Below are 19,259 nucleotides of genomic sequence, written 5' to 3'. Positions count from 1 at the left end.
GCGCCGCGCGCACGTCACCGGCCGGAACGGCCGCGATGACGGCGGTCGCCCATCCTTCCACTCTCAATCTGACGCTCGAACCCGCCAGCACCTCCCGGCTGGCCAATCTGTGCGGGCAGTTCGACGAGCACCTGCGCCTGATCGAGCGCCGGCTCGGGATCGAGATCAACAACCGCGGCGGCCATTTCTCGCTGATCGGCCAGGAGCGTGCGGCGCTGGAGGTTGCGGCACGCGTGTTGCAGGGGCTTTACGAGAGTGCCGGCGACGAGGAAATCAGCCCCGCGATGGTGCATCTGAGCCTGCAGGAATGCGGTGCGGAGGCCTTGCCGCCCGAGGAGACGACGGATATCCAGCCCGTCGAGCTGCGTACGCGGCGGGGCATGATCCGCGCGCGCGGTCCGCGCCAGGCGCGCTATCTGCACCAGATCCAGACCAATGACCTGACCTTCGGCATCGGCCCGGCCGGCACCGGCAAGACCTATCTCGCCGTGGCCAGTGCGGTGGACGCCCTCGAACGCGATGCCGTGCGCCGGCTGGTGCTGGTGCGTCCGGCGGTGGAAGCCGGCGAGCGGCTGGGTTTCCTGCCCGGCGATCTGAGTCAGAAGGTCGACCCCTATCTGCGGCCGATCTACGACGCCCTGTACGAAATGCTGGGGCCGGATCGGGTGGTCAAGCTGCTCGAGCGCAACGTGATCGAAATCGCGCCGCTCGCGTTCATGCGCGGGCGTACGCTCAACGACGCCTTCGTGATTCTCGACGAGGCGCAGAACACCACCATCGAACAAATGAAGATGTTCCTCACTCGCATCGGCTTCGGCACCACCGCGGTGGTGACCGGCGACGTGACCCAGGTCGACCTGCCGCGCAACACGCCATCGGGCCTGCGCCAGGCGATCGAGGTGCTCAAGGCGGTCGAGGGCGTGAGCTTCACTTTTTTCAATGCCAGCGATGTGGTGCGCCATCCGCTGGTACAGCGCATCGTACGGGCCTATGCCGGATTCGAACAGGGCTGAGGCGACGCCGGCGGTCGAGATCGAGGTGCAGCGCGCCAGCACGTTGCCGAGTCCGCCGGACGAGCAACTGCGCGTCTGGGTCGAGGCGGCGATGCGGACGCCGGGACGGGCGCTGCTGCTGCGGTATGTCGATGCCGACGAGTCGCGCGCGCTCAACAGCGAGTACCGCGGACGCGACAAGCCGACCAACGTGCTGTCGTTCCCCTTCGAGCTGCCGCCCGGCGTGGACGACCCGCATCTCGGGGATCTGGTGATCTGCGTGCCGGTGATCGAGGCCGAAGCGCGGGAGCAGGGCAAGCCGCTTGACGCGCACCATGCGCATATGGTGGTGCACGGCCTGCTGCATCTGCAGGGATACGATCACGAGACGGATGCGGATGCTGCGCGCATGGAGGCGCTTGAAATCGAAATTCTGCGACGGTTAGGCTATGACAATCCATACGAATAAGCGGGCGGGCGGGGCGACATCCCCATCGGACCGCACCCCGGCATCGCGGCGGCTGCCGCATCTCACGCGAGACGCATGTATTAATGGAAGACCGACCCAGTAGGCGCTCCGGCCAGCCTGGCTGGCTGGAGCGCATGAGCCGCGCCCTGTTGGGCGAACCGCAGGACCGTGAACAACTGGTCGAACTGTTGCGCGACGCGCACGACCGGGAATTGCTGGATGTCGATGCCCTGGCCATGATCGAGGGCGTGTTCGAGGTGGCCGACATGCAGGCGCGCGATATCATGGTGCCGCGCGCGCAGATGGAGGTGGTCGGCCGTGGCGACGGCCTGGAAAGCATTCTCGCCAGCGTGCTCGATTCCGGACACTCGCGCTATCCGGTGATCGGCGACAGCCGCGACGAGGTGATCGGCATCCTTCTGGCCAAGGACCTGCTGCGCCATTGCCGTCGCGAGGATGAACGATTCGACCTCCAGGATCTGCTGCGTTCGCCGGTGTTCGTGCCGGAGAGCAAGCGCCTCAACGTGTTGCTCAAGGATTTTCGCAACACGCGTAATCATATGGCCATCGTGGTCAACGAATATGGTGGCGTTGCCGGCCTGGTGACCATCGAGGATGTGCTCGAACAGATCGTCGGCGACATTGGCGACGAGCATGACGAGGTCGAGGGCGAGGGGCTGATTCTGCTCCACGACGACGGACACTACACCGTCAAGGCGCTGACCACGATCGAGGATTTCAATGAGCATTTCGGTACGGCCTACAGTGACGAGGAGTTCGACACCATCGGCGGATTGATCATCAACCGGGTCGGGCGCGTGCCCAAGCGCGGCGAGGTGATCGATCTCGACCGTTTCCGTTTCCGCGTGCTGCGTGCGGACAATCGCCGGGTGTACCTGCTGGAGCTGCGCGTGCAGCCGCTGCCGGCATCCGGCGATGCATTCTAGCGGCGCATGAAACTCAGCGACCTGAGCGGGCGTTCCCGGCTCGCCGATCTGCTCGCCCTGCTGGCCGGGCTGTTGACCGTGGTGGCCTTTGCGCCTTACTCGGTGGCGCCGTTGGCTGTGATCGGCCCGGCCATGCTGTTTGTGAGCTGGCATCATGCCACGCCTCGCCGCATGGCCTGGCGGGGGTATCTGTACGGACTCGGATTTTTCGGTTTCGGTGTTTCCTGGATCACCTCGGGCCTGTCCCTGTTCGGGGCGCACATGCAGGCGCTGGCCCTGCCGCTGGCCGGCGTGTTCGTGCTGGTCCTGGCGCTCTATCCGGGGCTGATGGGCTGGGTGGCCTCGCGCTTCGGCTGCGTGCCGGCCGCGGCGCGCCTGATCGTGATCTGGCCGGCGCTTTGGACCGCGTTCGAATGGCTGCGCGGTACCTTGTTCACGGGCTTTCCGTGGCTGCTGCTCGGCGACAGCCAGGTGGCGAGCGGGCCGGGCGGGCTGGCGCCCGTGCTCGGCGATTACGGCGTCAGCTGGCTGGTGGCGCTCCTCGCCGGCCTGCTGGCCCTGGCGGCGACCGGCCGCCGCGTGCCGCCGCGTGTTGCCGCGCTGCTGGCGGCCGGTGTGCTCTGGTTCGGTGCCGGCGCACTCAGACAGGTCGACTGGACGCATCCGACCGGCGCGCCGATGCGGGTGAGCGTGGTGCAGGGCAACGTGCCGCAGCAGGTCAAGTGGGTGCCGAGCGAATTCGAGCGCACGCTGGCGCGCTATCGCGACCTGACCCGCGCGCACTGGGACAGCCGCCTGATCGTCTGGCCGGAGAGCGCGATACCGGCGTTGTACCGCGAGGTGGCCGCCCGCTATCTCGACCCGTTGGCGGCCGAGGCCGCCAGCCACGGCTCGACGCTGATGGTGGGGTTGTTCGTGCGGCGAGGGCAGAAAATCTACAATGCGGTGGCGAGCGTCGGTGACGGCGCGCCCGGCTTCTATTTCAAGCATCATCTGGTGCCGTTCGGCGAATACATGCCCTTCAAGGGGCTGCTGGGCTGGCTATACCGGGATATGAACGTGCCGATGTCCGGATTGAGCGCAGGACGGGGCGGTTATACGGTGCAGGCCGCAGGCCAGACGGTGGACGTGTCGATCTGTTACGAGGATGCCTACGGGGATCTCGTGATCCGCGGATTGCCGCAGGCGAGCCTTTTGGTGAACGTCAGCGACGATGCCTGGTTCGACGGCTCGCTGGAGCCTGCCCAGCACATGCAGATCGCGCGCATGCGCGCGCTGGAGACCGGGCGTTATCTGCTGCGTGCCGCGAATACCGGCATTTCCGGCATCGTCGGCCCCAAGGGCGAGGTGATCGCGCTGGCGGATATGGGACGCACCGAGGTGATCAGCGCCGAGGTCCGGCCGATGGGCGGTGCCACGCCTTATGTAAGGATCGGCAACGGCCCCGTGGTCGGCGCGGTGTTCGCGATACTGTTTTTCGGCTGGGTCTTTGGCCTGGCCATGACTCGAAATCAACAGCGGAAGATGGAATCGAAATGACCCAGATTGTACCCGTGATACTGTCGGGCGGCTCCGGTACCCGCCTGTGGCCGCTGTCCAGGCATGCCTATCCCAAGCAGTTCATTCCGCTGGTCGGCGAGCTGAGCCTGTTCCAGACCACCTTGCGTCGCCTGGCGGGCCTGCCGGGTGTGGCGGCGCCTTGCGTGGTCGGCAACGACGAACAGCGTTTCATGGTGGCCGAGCAGCTGCGCGCGCTGGGCGTCGATGGCCGCATCCTGCTGGAGCCGATCGGGCGCAATACGGCGCCCGCGATCGCCGCGGCGGCGCTCGACATCGCTGTCGCCGATCCGCAGGCCCTGATGCTGGTGCTGCCGGCCGATCACCTGATCAATGACGTCCAGGCCTTCCACGCGGCGGTGGCGGCGGCGACCGCCGCCGCCCGCGACGGCGCGCTGGTGACCTTCGGCGTGGTACCCACGCGCGCCGAAACCGGCTATGGCTACATCGAGGCGGGCGATGTCCTCGGCGAGGGACCGGCGCGCCGCGTCGCGCGGTTCGTCGAGAAACCGGCGCTGGACGTGGCCGAGGCCTATGTCGCCGGCGGCCGCCACTGGTGGAACAGCGGCATGTTCCTGTTCACCGCCGAGCGCTATCTGCAGGTGCTGGAGACCCATGCGCCGGCGATTCTGGAAGCGGCGCGCCGCGCACATGCGCTGGCGCGCGAGGACCTCGACTTCCTGCGCCTGGATGCGGAAGCCTTTGCCGCCAGCCCCAGCGATTCGATCGATTACGCGGTGATGGAGCCCACCGATGACGCCGTGGTGGTGCCGCTCGATGCAGGCTGGAGCGACGTCGGTTCCTGGCAGGCCTTGTGGGAGGTGGGTGCCAAGGACGAAACCGGCAACCGCCTGGAAGGCGATGTGATCGCGTTGGACTGTCGCGACAGCTACGTGCATGCCGAACATCGGCTGGTGGCGGTACTCGGCCTCTCCGATGTGGTGGTGGCAGAGACCGCCGATGCCGTGCTGGTGTCCGCCCGCGACCGCGTGCAGGAGGTCAAGTCGGTGGTCGGCCGCCTCAAGGGTGCCGGCCGCGAGGAAAGCGTGAACCACCGCCGCGTGCTGCGCCCATGGGGCGCCTACGAAGGTATCAGTCTGGGCGAGCGCTTCCAGGTCAAGCGCATCACCGTCAAGCCCGGCGAGCGGCTGTCGCTGCAGATGCATCACCACCGCGCCGAGCATTGGATCGTGGTGCGCGGCACCGCGCGCGTGACCCGCGGCGACGAAGTGTTCACGCTGGCCGAGAACGAGTCGACGTTCATCCCGCTGGGCGTGACCCATCGGCTGGAAAATCCGGGGCGCATCGAACTCGAAATGATCGAGGTACAGTCGGGCAGCTATCTCGGCGAGGACGACATCGTGCGTTTCGAGGACAGCTACGGGCGAGGATGAGGGCGGCGCCGCCCGCATGACGATGCGGTCACGCGGGCGGCGTGTATCGGTTCAAGCTTCCGGCGATTCGTGCTGGCGGCGGAAACGGGTGGCGTGGCAGTGCGGGCAGGGCGGAATCCGCCCGGCCTTGCCCAGCTGCAGGGTCTTGCCGCATTCGAGGCAGGCGAGCACGCCTGGGCCGGTGATTTCGCCGGTGCGCCAGACCGTGGGCTGGCGCACGTTGCGCGCGAATTCGGCCAGGGCGAGGCTGGTCTTGTCGGCGACCGAGGCCATGAGTTCGAACAGGCGCGCCTCGATCAAGGTCTTGTCGATGACGAACCAGCCGCGCAGGTCGCTGCCGGAAAGGTCCAGATAGGCGCCGAGGTCGCGCAGGTCGCGCTTGACGTACTCGGACAGCAGGTCGGCCTCGTCGCGGGTCAATTCTCCCAGTTCGTGCGCCATGTCGCGGGCTTCGTCCACGGCCTGTTCGAGCCGCTTGCCGGCGCTTTCCACGGTGCTGCGCGCGCGCTCGATCATGCGGGCGTAGGCTTCGCTCAGGTGCGGTTTGGGGTCTTCTTGGCTCATGCGGCTCTCCGGCGCGGATCGATGATGACTGGATTCTAACGCATGCGGCCGGGCGGTGACGGGTGTCGATTGCCGCGCCGCGCTCGCCGCTGGTAAGCTTCCCCGCTTGTTGACAGGGACATGGACAAGGCTATGCAGGAGCAGTACGACGCCGCCGGGGTGGAGCAGGCCGCGCAGGCCTATTGGGTCGAGCACGAGACCTTCAAGGCGCGCGAGGACGCGGCGCGGGAGAAATTCTACTGCCTGTCCATGTTCCCCTATCCGTCCGGGCGCCTGCACATGGGGCACGTGCGCAATTACACGATCAGCGACGTGATCGTGCGCTATCAGCGTATGACCGGCAAGAACGTGTTGCAGCCGATGGGCTGGGACGCCTTCGGCCTGCCGGCGGAAAACGCGGCGATGAACAACGGCGTGCCGCCCGCGCGCTGGACCTACGACAACATCGACTACATGCGCGGCCAGCTCAAGTCGCTGGGTTTTGCCATCGACTGGTCGCGCGAGCTCGCCACCTGCAAGCCGGACTACTACCGCTGGAACCAGTGGCTGTTCCTGCGCCTGCTGGAGAAGGGCATCGTCTACCAGAAGACCGGCACGGTGAACTGGGACCCGGTGGACCAGACCGTGCTGGCCAACGAGCAGGTGATCGACGGGCGCGGCTGGCGCACCGGCGCGGTGGTGGAAAAGCGCGAGATCCCCATGTACTACATGGCGATCACGCAGTACGCCGAGGAGCTGCTGGCCGACCTCGACGACCTGCCCGGCTGGCCGGAGCAGGTCCGCACCATGCAGAAGAACTGGATCGGCAAGAGCCACGGCGTGCGCGTCGGCTTTCCGCACGCCATCGACGGCGGCGGCGTGCTGTGGGTGTTCACCACCCGCGCCGACACCCTGATGGGCGCGACCTACGTGGCGGTGGCCGCCGAGCATCCGCTGGCGCTGCACGCCGCCAAGGGCAATCCCGAGCTGGCCGCCTTCATCGACGAGTGCCGCCACGGCGGCACCTCCGAGGCCGAGATCGCCACCCAGGAGAAGAAGGGCATGGCGACCGGCTTCACCGTCGAGCATCCGCTCACCGGCGAGCCGCTGCCGCTGTGGGTCGCCAACTACGTGCTGATGGGTTACGGCGAGGGCGCGGTGATGGCCGTGCCGGCGCACGACGAGCGCGACTTCGAGTTCGCCCACCAATACGGTCTGCCGATCAAGCCGGTCGTGCTGACCTCGGCCGGTAATGAAACCCCGGCCCCGTGGCAGGCGGCCTACGCCGAACATGGCGTCTGCATCAATTCCGGCCAGTACGACGGGCTCGAATTCGAGGCGGCGGTGGATGCCGTCGCCGCCGATCTCGCCGCCAAGGACTTGGGCGAGAAGAAGGTCACCTGGCGCCTGCGCGACTGGGGCATCTCGCGCCAGCGCTATTGGGGCACGCCGATCCCGATAATTCATTGTGCGGCCTGCGGCGACGTGCCGGTGCCCGAGGAGCAGCTGCCGGTGGTGCTGCCGGAGGACTGCGTGCCGGACGGTTCGGGCAACCCGCTCAACCGGAACGAGGCCTTTCTCGCCTGCACCTGCCCCCGTTGCGGCGGCGCGGCGCGGCGCGAGACCGACACCATGGACACCTTCGTCGACTCGTCCTGGTACTTCTTCCGCTACACCTGCCCGGACGCCGCGACGATGGTCGACGGCCGCGCCGATTACTGGATGCCGGTGGACCAGTACGTCGGCGGCATCGAGCACGCCATCCTGCATCTGCTCTATTCGCGCTTCTGGACCAAGGTGATGCGCGACCTCGGTCTGACCCAAGCGGACGAGCCGTTCCACAACCTGCTGACCCAGGGCATGGTGGTCGCGCCCACCTTCCTGCGCGAGGGTGCGGACGGGCGCAAGCAGTGGATCAACCCCGCCGACGTGCAGGTGGCCACCGATGAAAAGGGTCGGCCGGTCGCGGCCACGCTCAAGGCGGACGGCCAGCCGGTCACGATGGGCGGCATCGAGAAGATGTCGAAGTCCAAGAACAACGGCGTCGATCCGCAGGCGCTGATCGACCGCTACGGCGCCGACACCGCGCGCGTGTTCATGATGTTCGCGGCGCCGCCGGAGCAGTCGCTGGAGTGGAACGACGCCGGCGTCGAGGGCGCTCACCGCTTCCTCAAGCGCCTGTGGGCCTACGCCGCCGAGCAGGGCGGGGCGGGCGATGTCGCGCCGGCGACCGAACAGGCACCGGCGGTTCAGGCGGCGCGCCGTGAGATTCACGAGACCCTGCACCAGGCGCTGGTCGACTTCGGCAAGTACCAGTTCAACACGGTGATCTCGGCCTGCATGAAGATCCTCAACACGCTGGGCCGGCTCGAGGATGCCGCCGGCGCCGCCGCGCTGCGCCACGAGGGGCTTTCGATCCTGCTGCGGCTGCTGTCGCCGGTGGCGCCGCACATCGCCCACCACCTGTGGCGCGAACTCGGCTACGGCGAGGATATCGTCGACGCGCCCTGGCCCGTGGTGGACGAGGCGGCGCTCGCACGCGACACCATCGAGCTGGCGGTGCAGGTCAACGGCAAGCTACGCGGCCAGATCGCGGTGCCCGCCGACGCCGACAAGGCGGCGATCGAAGCGGCCGCGCTGGCCGAACCGAACGCCGTGCGCTTCATCGATGGCATGACGGTGCGCAAGATTATTGTCGTGCCCGGCCGGCTGGTGAACGTGGTCGTGGGATGACGCGCGCGCCGCGACTTGCCCTGCGCCTGCTGGCGCTCGCCGCCCTGGGTCTGTTGCTCGGCGGTTGCGGATTCCACCTGCGCGGCGTCGCGCAACTGCCCGCCGCCATGTCGCGCACCTATCTTGCTGGCGCCTCGATGCAGAATCCGGTGGTGCGCTCGCTGGCGCAGGCGCTGCGCGCCAACGGCGTGACCCTGGTGAGCGATCCGCAACAGGCCGGCGCCGTGCTCACCATCGTGTCGATCAACACCACGCAGCGGGCGTTGACGGTGAGCGCCTTGAATCAGGCCACCAGCTATGCGCTGGAGACGACGCTGGTGTTCCGAGCGCACGCCACCCAGGGCAGATGGAAGCTGCCCGATCAGTCGATCAGCGTGCAGCGGCAATACAGCCTCAGTACCGCGCAACTGCAGAGCCAGGGACCGGAGGAACGCCTATTGCAGCAGAGCATGACTCGCGAACTGGCCAATCTGGCCCTGCTGCGCCTGCAGGCGCATGCCGGGGCATCCTGAGCGTGCCGCTCAAGCCTTCGCAGCTGTCGACGGCGCTCGGCGCGCCGCTCAAGCCGGTCTATTTGATCAGCGGCGACGAACCGCTGCAGGCGATGGAGTCGGCCGATCGTGTCCGCGCCGCCGCACGCGAGCAGGGCTTTGGCGAGCGTGTCGTGATGACCGTCGAACCGGGTTTCGACTGGTCTGCGCTGGCCGCCGAGGCGGCGGCGACCTCGCTGTTCGCCGAGCGGCGCCTGCTCGATCTGAGGCTGGGCACTGCCAAGCCGGGCAAGGCCGGCGGCGCGGTGCTGGCCGACTATCTCAAGAATCCGCCGCCGGATACGGTGTTGCTGATCCAGTCCGCGCGCATGGATCGTGCCGCCGGTTCGGCGGCCTGGGTCAAAGCGGTCGAGCGCATCGGCGTCTGGGTGGCGATCTGGCCGTTGGCGCCGTCCGAGATGCGCGGCTGGCTGGTGCAGCGGCTCAAGGTGCGCGGGCTGGTGGCGGACGAAGCCGCCGTGGCGCTGCTGTTGGAGCGGGTCGAGGGCAATCTGCTGGCGGCCGACCAGGAGATCGCCAAGTTGGCGCTGCTGCATCCGCCCGGTCCCCTGGGCGTCGCCGAGGTGCTCGCGGCGGTCACCGGCAGCGCGCGTTATGACGTCAATGATCTTGCCGACGCGGTGCGCGCCGGCGATACCGGGCGCGTGGGCAGGGTTCTCGACGGCCTGCGTGGCGAAGGTGTCGAGCCTACGCTGGTGGCTTGGGCGCTGGTGCGGGAGGCGCGGTTGCTGGCGCGGTTGGCGACGGGCGGCAAGGCGGATGCGTTGTGGCGCGGCATCCCGCCGCAGCGGCGGCGGCCGGTGGAACAGGCCGCGCGCCGCTGGCAGGGACCGCGTGCGCGACTGCTCGTACTGCTGGCCGCGCGCGCCGATCGGGTGGTCAAGGGACAGGCAGCGGGCGATCCTTGGGATGAATTGTTACAATTATCACTCGTACTGGGTGGCCGTGCCCTGTTTCCCCCCGCCTGGGTTCTGGCGGCGGAGACCGGCCGCGTGCTGGCCTAGCCGCTTGAGGTGATCCAGATGAATGCAAATACATCCGCATCGGTATCTTCCGTGCCCGCCTATATGGACGCCATCGGCCGCCGCGCGCGCGCCGTTTCGCGCGATCTGGCGCGTGCCGAGACCGGCATCAAGAATCGCGCCCTGGCCGCCATCGCGGATGCGATCGAGGCCGCCGCGCCGCGACTCAAGGCGGAGAACGCCCGCGACCTCGAGGCGGGCTGTGCCCGCGGTCTCGACGCCGCGCTGCTGGACCGGCTGGGGCTGATCGACGCGCGCATCGCGACCATGGCCGAAGGGCTGCGCCAGATCGCCAAGCTGCCGGATCCGGTGGGCGCGATCGAGGATCTCAAGTATCTGCCAAGCGGCATCCAGGTCGGACGCATGCGCGTGCCGCTGGGCGTGATCGGCATCATCTACGAGTCGCGCCCCAACGTGACGGTGGATGCCGCCGCGCTGTGCCTCAAGTCCGGCAACGCGGCCATTCTGCGTGGCGGTTCCGAGGCATTGTTCTCCAATCAGGCGATCGCCGCCTGCATTCGCGAGGGCTTGGTCGCAGCGGGCTTGCCCGAGGCCGCGGTACAGGTCATCGAGACACCCGATCGCGCCGCGGTCGGCGAACTGCTGCGCATGAAGGATTACGTCGACGTGATCGTGCCGCGTGGCGGCAAGGGGCTGATCGAGCGTGTCAGCCGCGAATCCCTGATTCCGGTGATCAAGCATCTGGACGGCGTGTGTCACGTCTATATCGACGACAGCGCGGATACGGAAAAGACGCTCAACGTGGCCTTCAACGCCAAATGTCAGCGTTACGGCACCTGCAACACCATGGAAACCCTGCTGGTGTCCGCCGCGCGCGCAGTGGACATCCTGCCGCCGCTGGCCGCGCGCTACACGGACGAGGGCGTGCGGCTCAAGGGCTGCGAGCGCACGCGCGCGGTGCTGCCGGACATCGAGCCGGCCACGGAGGCGGACTGGGATATCGAATACCTGGCGCCGATCCTGTCGATCAAGGTGGTCGACGGTCTCGACGAGGCGATCGAACACATCAATGTTCATGGTTCGCACCATACCGACAGCATACTGACCGAGGACTATTCCCGCGCGCGGCGTTTTTTGCGCGAGGTCGATTCGAGCTCGGTGATGGTGAACGCCTCGACTCGCCTGGCGGACGGCTTCGAGTACGGCCTGGGTGCCGAGATCGGCATTTCCACCGACAAGCTGCACGCGCGCGGTCCGGTCGGCCTCGAGGGTCTGACCAGCCAGAAATACGTTGTGCTGGGTGACGGACAGGTGCGCCAATAGTGCGAATGGAGGCGCGCGCGTGATCGGGCTGCTGGGCGGCACCTTCGACCCGATCCACTACGGCCACCTGCGCATCGCGCTCGAAATCCGCGAGGCGCTCGATCTGGATGAAGTGCGTTTCCTGCCCTGCGGCATCCCGCCGCATCGAAGCGTGCCAGGCGCCGATGCCGAGGCGCGGGCCGGGCTGGTCGAACGGGCGACGGCGGGCGTGCCCGGTTTCGTGCTCGACCGGCGCGAGCTGACACGCAGCGGACCTTCCTACACCTACGACACGCTGCGGTCGCTGCGCCGGGATTTCGGCCCGGAGCTGCCGTTTTGCCTGATTCTGGGCGCGGATGCCTTTGCGGGACTGCCGGCCTGGCATCATGCGGCCGATCTGCTGGGTCTGACCCATATCGTCGTTGCCCACCGTCCCGGCGAGTCGACCGAGATGGCGCCGCCGCTGGCGGCGTTGGTGGGCGGGCGCGTGACCGCCCGGGCGGGCGATCTGCGCGCGGCACCCGGCGGTTGCGTGATGTGGGTCGACGTGACCCAACTCGACATCTCCGCCACGGCGGTACGCGAGCAACTGCGGCGCGGTCGCGACCCGCGCTTTCTCATTCCGGACGCCGTTCTCGAGGCGATCCGAACACAGGGCTTATACGGTCGGACGTCGGCAATGCCGCCCACCGACCGGGGAGTGACATGAAACCGATACTTCAAGACGACATCGAACGGCTGCGCAAGATCGCCGTGACCGCACTCGAAGACCTCAAGGCACAGGATATCCGTATCGTCGACCTGCGCGGCAAATCGCCGCTGATGGATCTGATGATCATCGCTACCGGCACCTCTGATCGACACGTGAAGTCGCTGGCCGGCAATGTGGCGCGCTGCGCCAAGCAGGCGGGATTCGATGTGCGCGGCAGCGAGGGCGAGCGCGAAGGCGAATGGGTGCTGGTCGACCTCGACGACATCGTGGTGCATGTGATGCTGCCGCGGGTGCGCGATTTCTACAATCTCGAAAAACTGTGGACTGCCGAGGCCGAGCCGGAAGCGGAACCGAGCCACGGGCAAGGCTGAGCCGCGAGGCGGTATCCGGTGCGCATCCACCTGATCGCCGTCGGCCAGCGCATGCCGGCCTGGGTCGAGGCCGGTTATCGCGAGTATGCCGGGCGTATGCCGCCAGAGTCCTCCCTGCATCTGATCGAGGTGCCGCCGGAGAAGCGCGGCCGCAAGGCCGATCTCGCGCGGATAGCCGAGCGCGAGGCCGAACGCCTGCGCGCGGCGACGCCGCGCGGCGCCCGCATCGCCGCGCTCGACGCGCGCGGTCGCGCGCTGGATACGCCGGGTCTTGCCACGTGCCTGTCGGGCTGGTTGCAGGACGGTCGCGACGTCGCCTTGTGGGTCGGTGGCCCGGAGGGGCTGACGGACGGCGCGCGCGCGGCGGCGGAATGGCTGTGGTCGCTGTCGCCGCTGACCTTCCCGCATCCGCTGGTGCGCGTGCTTGTGGCCGAGCAGCTCTACCGCGCGTCGAGTATCATCAACCACCACCCGTATCATCGGGACTAGGGCTGCCCACAGCCAGGCCGCGAATACGCGGCACGGTCCGCCAATCAGAATGCAAGGAGGGTGGTTTGGTCATATGCGACGATGCCCGGCATCGGTCGCCGGGGCTGAAGACCGCGCGTATCGCCGTCGCGCGCCTCGGTTCGCGGCCGTCCGCCGGCCGCGAGGTCAAGGCATGAGCCCGGCGCGCCTGCTGCTCGCGTCGGCCTCGCCCCGCCGTAGCGCGCTGCTCGATCAGATCGGGGTGACGCACCGGGTCGTGCCTGCCCATGTCGACGAGACCCATCGCATGGGCGAAGCGGCGGCGGACTACGTGTGCCGGCTGGCCCTCGACAAGGCACGGGCCGGCTGGCGGCAGCGGCAGGACGAGCGGGCGGCGCTGGGCGCCGATACGGCGGTGGTGCTGGACGGCGACATCCTCGGCAAGCCGGCGGACGCGGAGGAAGCCGAAGCGATGCTGGCGCGTTTGTCCGGCCGCGCCCACCGGGTTTGTTCCGCGGTGGCGCTGACGGACGGAACGCGGGAGGAGGTGCGCCTGTCCGAGAGTGAGGTGTGGTTCCGCGCGATCGCGCCGGCCGAACGCGCCCGTTATGTCGCTACCGGCGAGCCTCTGGACAAGGCGGGCGCCTACGCCATCCAGGGATGGGCCGCGATCTTCATCGAACACCTGTCGGGCAGTTATTCCGGGGTGATGGGGTTGCCGCTGTACGAGACGGCAGCCTTGCTGGAATTATGGGATACCGGAACGCCCCCGGGGGGCGGTCACGCGAGGGATGGCGCCGCATGAGTTCGGAATTGCTGATGAATGTGACCCCGCAGGAGACGCGGGTCGCGCTGGTGGAAAACGGCGTGTTGCAGGAAGTCTATATCGAGCGCAGCCGGCGACGCGGGCTGGTGGGCAATATCTACCAGGGGCGTGTCAGCCGCGTCCTGCCCGGCATGGAGGCCGCGTTCGTCGACATCGGGCTGGACCGTGCGGCCTTCTTGCACGCCTCGGATCTGCGCGATATTCATCAGGACGATCTGCCGCCGAGCAGCGAAACCCTGCAACCGCCGGCCATCGGTTCGGTGCTGCAGGAGGGTCAGCACCTGTTGGTGCAGGTCACCAAGGATCCGCTGGGCTCCAAGGGTGCGCGCTTGACCACCCACCTGAGCGTGCCGTCCCGATACCTCGTGCTGGTGCCGGGGGGCAACGGCAGTATCGGCATTTCCACGCGGATCGAGGCCGATGCCGAGCGCCAGCGCCTGCGCGACCTGGTGCAGTCGTTGAGCAGTGTGTGCGAGGAGGCGCACGGTTTCATCGTGCGCACCGCCGCGGAGGATGTCGGCGAGGAGGATCTGCGTCGCGACATCCATTACCTGCAGCGCCTGTGGAAGACCATCCGCGAGCGCGCGGGCAGCGCGTCGGCCGGTTCGCTGGTCTATTCCGACCTGCCGCTGACGCTGCGCGTGCTGCGCGATCTCGCCAACGAGGAAATCGCGCTGATCCGGGTGGACTCGCGCGAGACCCTGCAGCTGGTCGAGGAATTCGCCGCGCGCTACGTGCCCGAGATGGTCGATCGCATCGAGCATTACGCCGGCGAGCGGCCGATCTTCGATCTGCACGGCGTGGAGGACGAGATCCAGAAGGCCCTGGATCGCAAGGTGCAGCTCAAGTCGGGCGGGCATCTGGTCATCGACCAGACCGAATCGATGACCACCGTCGACGTCAACACGGGGGCCTTCGTCGGCCATCGCAACCTTGAGGAAACCATCCTCAAGACCAATCTGGAGGCCGCCCAGGCGATCGCGCGCCAGCTTCGTTTGCGCAACCTCGGCGGTATCATCATCATCGATTTCATCGACATGAAGGAGGAGGCGCATCGCGGCCAGGTGCTGCGGGCGCTGGAAAAGGCGCTCGAACGCGACCATACGCGCAGCCAGGTGTGCGAGGTTTCCAGCCTCGGGCTGGTGGAAATGACGCGCAAGCGCACCCGTGAAAGCCTGGAGCATGTGCTGTGCGAGCCGTGCACGGCCTGCGGCGGGCGCGGACAGCTCAAGAGCGCCGAGACCGTGTGCTACGAAATGTTTCGCGAGATACTGCGCGAGGCGCGCCAGTTCGATGCCCGCGAGCTGCTCGTGCTGGCGGCGCAGGAGGTGATCGACATGCTGCTCGACGAGGAGTCGTCGAGCCTAGCCGAGTTGCAGGAGTTCATCGGCGTGCCGATCCGCCTGCAGGTCGAACAGCTCTATACGCAGGAACAGTTCGATGTGGTGCCGCTCTAGCAATACCCTGCGGGCGACGGCGAGCGAGGGCGTATGCCGCGTTGGCTGAAGCATCTGGTAGGCGCGCTCTGGCTGAGCGCGGCGGTGGCCGTCATTCTCGCCGCGGTGCTGACCGTGGTCGCGCGCCAGTTACTGCCCATGGTGCCGCATTACCGTGCCCAGATCGAAGCCGTCGCCAGCGACTGGCTGCACCATCCGGTGCGCATCGGCGGCATTCAGGTCGGCTGGCACTGGATCACGCCGACGGTGACGCTCGAACACGTCCGCGTGCTCGACGACGCTGGCAAGACCGCTCTCCAGCTGTCGCGCGTGGGTTTGCGTCTGGGCGTCTGGAATTCGCTGCTGGCGGGGCGTCCGGTGCCCGGCGAGATCGATCTGCAGGGTGCCCGAGTGGTGATCACCCGCGCCGCCGACGGGCGTCTGAGCATCAGCGGCCTCGCCCTGCCGTTGCCGGGCGATGGCGGTGCCGAGCCGACGGCGAGCGGCGCGCGCCTGCCGGCCTGGGTGTCGCGCATCGACTACCGGCTCGGCGATGCCCGGGTGGTGATCGACGATGTCGCGGGTGGGCGCCGCTATCGCTTCACCCGGGTGACGCTGGTCGCAAGACCGACCGACGATGGTATCGACCTCGCGGGGCGATTCGCGCTGCCGGCCAGACTCGGCAGCGAAGTGGGTTTCGCCGCCGATCTGCGCCGTCGCGGCGCCGGCGATGCCGCGGTCTGGGGCGGCAGCGTTTATCTCGATCTGCAGGGTATCCGCCTGCAAGGCTTGCCGCTGAAGACGCTGTTGCCGGAATTGCCGCCGCTGCGCGGCCAGGTCGATGCGCGCGTGTGGTCGGTCTGGACGAAGGGGCGGCTCGCACGCGTCAGCGGCCATCTGAGCGTGCAGAATCTGGCGTTGCCGGGACCGACCGTGAGCGCCAACGCCGTACCTCCCGCTCTGACAGCGTTCAGCGGCGATCTGCGCTGGCAGGCGATGCCGCAGGGGTGGCGTCTGCAGGGGGCGCAGCTGCGGGTTTCCACGGAGCAGTCCGCGTGGCCGGTCGACGGCTTCGACGTTAGCTTCGCGCAGCACGACGGCAGCGATCGGACGGTGAGCGGCTGGGCGGGTTTTCTGCGCTTGCAGGATGTCGCGCCTCTGCTTGCGCGACTGCCCTGGCTGCCGGACGACTGGTCGGACCGGTTGACCGCGCTGGCGCCTGGCGGCGATCTCCGTGATCTGCGTTTTGCGCTGCACGAAGGCGACGGGCGGCCGCCGCAGCTGGCGGTGAGCGCCGATCTGCAAGACGTTTCGCTGCGCCCGGACGGACATCTGCCCGGTGTCGACGGACTGAGCGGCCACCTGGCGATGAACCCGGTGGCAGGCTCCTTCGATATCGACAGCGCGAAGCTGGGCGTGACTGTACCTACGGTCTTCGGCGAGCCGTTGCCGGCACTCAAGACCTCGGGCGTGTTGCGCTGGCGACGGGGTGAGGACGGCACCGAAGTCGTTGCTCCCCGGTTCGCATTGAGCAACCAGGACCTGGCTGTACGCGGCCAACTCGGCCTGTGGCTGCCGAACGGTGGGCGACCGGATCTGAACCTGATGCTCGGTGTGGAGCGGGCCAAGGTTGCCGCTGCACCGCGCTATCTGCCGGTCAAACGGCTGCACCCGGATCTGGTCCGTTGGCTCAACAAGGCTTTGCAGGGCGGCGAGGTCACGGGTGGCAGTATCGTGCTGCGCGGCGACCCGGGCGATTTCCCGTTCAGGCACCATCGCGGCGTTTTCGACGCCGAGCTGACCGTTCGCGACGGCACGTTGGACTACTTCCGCGACTGGCCCCGCCTGCAGGCGATGAATGGCACGCTCGACCTGCACGACTTCAGCCTGCATGCGCAGGTGTCTCAGGCGCAGATGCTGTCTTCGTCGCTGCGCGACGTGACGTTGGATATTCCGGATCTCGATCATGCCGTGCTGGGCATCCAGGGTTCGGGCAGTGGGCCGCTGGGCGATGTTGTCACCTATCTCTCGCACACGCCGCTTGGGGATGGGCGCAAGGCGCTATTCGACGAGATGCGCGCCGGCGGCCAGACGCAATTCGATCTCAGCTTGAGCCTGCCCCTGCGCGCGGCTGAACTGCCGCACTGGTCATTGCGGGGCAGCGCGAGCATCGACGACGGCAGTTTCGCCCTGCCGGAACAGGACTTCGCGCTCAGTCGGATGCGCGGCAAACTGGCCTTCACTCAGCGCAGCTTGAGCGCGAAGGCCATGCAGGCCGTATTCAAGGGCGTGCCGGTGACGCTGGGCGCGAGCACGCGCAGCGACGGGCTGGCCACCCTGACGCTGGACGGTCATCTGTCGGTGGCGCGGCTGTTTGGCAAGGATTCGCCGATCGCGCGTTACGCTCAGGGCGACACCGACTGGCGTATCGCCTTCACGCTGCCGATGACCACGCAGGGTTACCGCCGTTACGGCATGGGCCTAACCCTGGTTTCCGGCCTGCAGGGCGTGTCCGTGAAGTTGCCGGCGCCGCTGGGCAAATCCGCTGCCAGCGCGCGCGGGCTGGTGGCGCAACTTTCGCTGACGCACGACGATGCGCCGGTGTCGCTGCGTTACGGCGCGGATCTGCAGGGGCTGTTCCAGCTGGCGGGCAAGACGGGTTGCCGGCACGTGGTGCGCGGCGATCTGCGACTGGATGCCGGCGCGCCGGTACTGCCGGCCAAGGGCGTATCGGTACAGGGGCGACTGGCCTATTTCAACGTCGACGCCTGGCGCCGGGTGCTCGACAGGCTGCCATCCACGACCTCGACGGCCGAGTGTCCGGGCGGCGGTGCGTCGGCCGATGCCGTGCGTCGTCTGCGCATGAATTTCGGCGAACTGGACGTCTTAGGCCGCCGTCTGAGCAAGGTCTCGCTGGACGCGACCCGTCAGGGGGGCGTGTGGCGGGCGACCATCGACTCCGACGTGATCAGCGGCAAGCTGCAGGTGCCTGCCGCGCTGCACGGCGGCACGCCAGTACGCTTCGATCTGTCACGGCTCGATCTCGACGGCGGCACCCTGCCCGCGTCCGCGGGGGATGGCGCAGTCGACCCTGCCAGCCTGCCGGCGCTGTCAGGGCGTATCGGCGAGTTGACCGTGGCCGACCGCCGGTTGCGCAACGTGCAGCTCACCACCACGCCGACGCGCGAGGGCATGCAGATTCATCTTGCCGAGGTCGACGAACCGCATCTGCGGGCGCGCGCCAGCGGCAGCTGGTTGCGCGAACCCGGTGGCCGCACCACGATGCAGGTACAGCTCGAGGTGGATAGCGACGACGCCGGCAAGGCCCTGGACGGACTCAATGTGCAGGCGGGTCTGGCCGGCGGCAAGGGCCATCTGTCCGCCACCCTGAGCTGGCCAGGGGGGCCCGGTCAGCTCGGCTGGGGCGTGCTCGAAGGCCAGGCGCGGCTCGATCTCAAGAACGGGCGTCTGATGGAGGTTAATCCGGGACAGACCGGTCGCCTGCTCGGCCTGCTCAACCTTGCCGCACTGCCGCAGCGTCTGAGCCTCAATTTCGGCGATGTCTTCGACAAGGGGTTTGCCTTCAACGACATGAAGAGCCGCTTCCAGCTGCGTGACGGCAACATCTACACCCAGGACACGCACATCAGCGGATCCTCGGCGAACATGTCGATCACTGGGCGGGTGGGCATGGTGGCGCGCGACTACGATGCGCAGGTCACCATCGTGCCCCAGGTGCAGTCCACGGTCGCCATCGCCGGCGCCGTGCTCGGCGGACCGGTCACGGGCGCTGCCCTGTTCCTGCTAGACCGCCTGCTGGGGCTCGGAAAGCAGATCAACAAGGCGGCCGAATTCCGCTACCGGGTGACCGGTCCCTGGGATGCGCCGAAGATCGTGGCCGAAGATGTCGCGGCAAGAGACCACCCCTCGCGGGGGGGTGACGCGCCTCGCGGGAACCCTTTCTGATGATCCCGC

General features: G+C 67.8%; 16 protein-coding genes. 15 read left to right on the top strand and 1 reads right to left on the bottom strand.

The window, feature by feature from the left end; genetic code table 11:
• Positions 1–35 precede the first annotated feature (35 nt).
• From THPRO_RS05185 to THPRO_RS05165, 5 genes are all read left to right on the top strand, one after another.
• Positions 36–1,013 carry a PhoH family protein gene (locus THPRO_RS05185; protein WP_038089782.1) on the top strand — a complete coding sequence of 326 codons (978 nt, stop codon included), beginning with the start codon at positions 36–38 and terminating at the stop codon, positions 1,011–1,013.
• Positions 991–1,461: an rRNA maturation RNase YbeY gene (ybeY, locus tag THPRO_RS05180; protein WP_052064289.1), complete on the top strand. Its 471-nt coding sequence runs from the start codon at positions 991–993 to the stop codon at positions 1,459–1,461. Before THPRO_RS05185 ends, ybeY begins: the two co-directional genes overlap by 23 nt.
• A gap of 83 nt (positions 1,462–1,544) precedes the next feature.
• A complete protein-coding gene (locus THPRO_RS05175) occupies positions 1,545–2,408 on the top strand; it encodes an HlyC/CorC family transporter (RefSeq protein WP_052064290.1) in 864 nt (287 codons plus the stop codon).
• 6 nt (positions 2,409–2,414) lie between these two features.
• Positions 2,415–3,947: an apolipoprotein N-acyltransferase gene (gene lnt, locus THPRO_RS05170; protein WP_065089308.1), complete on the top strand. Its 1,533-nt coding sequence runs from the start codon at positions 2,415–2,417 to the stop codon at positions 3,945–3,947.
• Entirely contained in the window at positions 3,944–5,359 is a 1,416-nt protein-coding gene (locus THPRO_RS05165; RefSeq protein WP_038089406.1) for a mannose-1-phosphate guanylyltransferase/mannose-6-phosphate isomerase, read from the top strand. The genes lnt and THPRO_RS05165 overlap by 4 nt, the downstream gene beginning before the upstream one ends.
• A gap of 51 nt (positions 5,360–5,410) precedes the next feature.
• On the opposite strand, the gene THPRO_RS05160 is transcribed toward THPRO_RS05165, so the two are convergent.
• Positions 5,411–5,923 (bottom strand): zinc ribbon-containing protein, encoded by a 513-nt coding sequence (locus THPRO_RS05160; protein WP_038089407.1) that lies wholly within the window; start codon positions 5,921–5,923, stop codon positions 5,411–5,413.
• Between the two features lie 132 nt (positions 5,924–6,055).
• Here THPRO_RS05160 and leuS point away from each other — a divergent pair, with 132 nt between their 5' ends.
• The 10 genes from leuS (at position 6,056) to THPRO_RS05110 (ending at position 19,250) form a co-directional block, all read left to right on the top strand.
• Positions 6,056–8,635 carry a leucine--tRNA ligase gene (leuS, locus tag THPRO_RS05155; RefSeq protein ID WP_038089790.1) on the top strand — a complete coding sequence of 860 codons (2,580 nt, stop codon included), beginning with the start codon at positions 6,056–6,058 and terminating at the stop codon, positions 8,633–8,635.
• Positions 8,632–9,147, top strand: a complete 516-nt coding sequence (locus THPRO_RS05150) for an LPS-assembly lipoprotein LptE (protein ID WP_065089307.1) — start codon at positions 8,632–8,634, stop codon at positions 9,145–9,147. The genes leuS and THPRO_RS05150 overlap by 4 nt, the downstream gene beginning before the upstream one ends.
• Positions 9,148–9,149: 2 nt before the next feature.
• A complete protein-coding gene (gene holA / locus THPRO_RS05145; protein ID WP_065089306.1) occupies positions 9,150–10,190 on the top strand; it encodes a DNA polymerase III subunit delta in 1,041 nt (346 codons plus the stop codon).
• 18 nt (positions 10,191–10,208) lie between these two features.
• Positions 10,209–11,492 carry a glutamate-5-semialdehyde dehydrogenase gene (locus tag THPRO_RS05140; RefSeq protein WP_052064293.1) on the top strand — a complete coding sequence of 428 codons (1,284 nt, stop codon included), beginning with the start codon at positions 10,209–10,211 and terminating at the stop codon, positions 11,490–11,492.
• 19 nt (positions 11,493–11,511) lie between these two features.
• Complete coding sequence (nadD, locus tag THPRO_RS05135) at positions 11,512–12,180, top strand: nicotinate-nucleotide adenylyltransferase (protein WP_038089417.1); 669 nt, start codon at positions 11,512–11,514, stop codon at positions 12,178–12,180.
• Complete coding sequence (gene rsfS, locus THPRO_RS05130; RefSeq protein WP_038089421.1) at positions 12,177–12,554, top strand: ribosome silencing factor; 378 nt, start codon at positions 12,177–12,179, stop codon at positions 12,552–12,554. Before nadD ends, rsfS begins: the two co-directional genes overlap by 4 nt.
• Before the next feature lie 18 nt (positions 12,555–12,572).
• Entirely contained in the window at positions 12,573–13,043 is a 471-nt protein-coding gene (rlmH, locus tag THPRO_RS05125) for a 23S rRNA (pseudouridine(1915)-N(3))-methyltransferase RlmH (protein ID WP_038089424.1), read from the top strand.
• 172 nt (positions 13,044–13,215) lie between these two features.
• On the top strand, positions 13,216–13,827 hold the full coding sequence (locus THPRO_RS05120) for a Maf family protein (protein WP_065089305.1): 612 nt from the start codon (positions 13,216–13,218) through the stop codon (positions 13,825–13,827).
• Positions 13,824–15,305 carry a ribonuclease G gene (rng, locus tag THPRO_RS05115; protein WP_038089432.1) on the top strand — a complete coding sequence of 494 codons (1,482 nt, stop codon included), beginning with the start codon at positions 13,824–13,826 and terminating at the stop codon, positions 15,303–15,305. The genes THPRO_RS05120 and rng overlap by 4 nt, the downstream gene beginning before the upstream one ends.
• A gap of 33 nt (positions 15,306–15,338) precedes the next feature.
• Entirely contained in the window at positions 15,339–19,250 is a 3,912-nt protein-coding gene (locus tag THPRO_RS05110; protein ID WP_065089304.1) for a YhdP family protein, read from the top strand.
• Positions 19,251–19,259 lie beyond the last annotated feature (9 nt).

This window comes from Acidihalobacter prosperus, from assembly GCF_000754095.2.
In the GTDB taxonomy this organism is placed as follows: domain Bacteria; phylum Pseudomonadota; class Gammaproteobacteria; order DSM-5130; family Acidihalobacteraceae; genus Acidihalobacter; species Acidihalobacter prosperus.
This window is presented reverse-complemented; position numbering and strand designations above follow the sequence as displayed.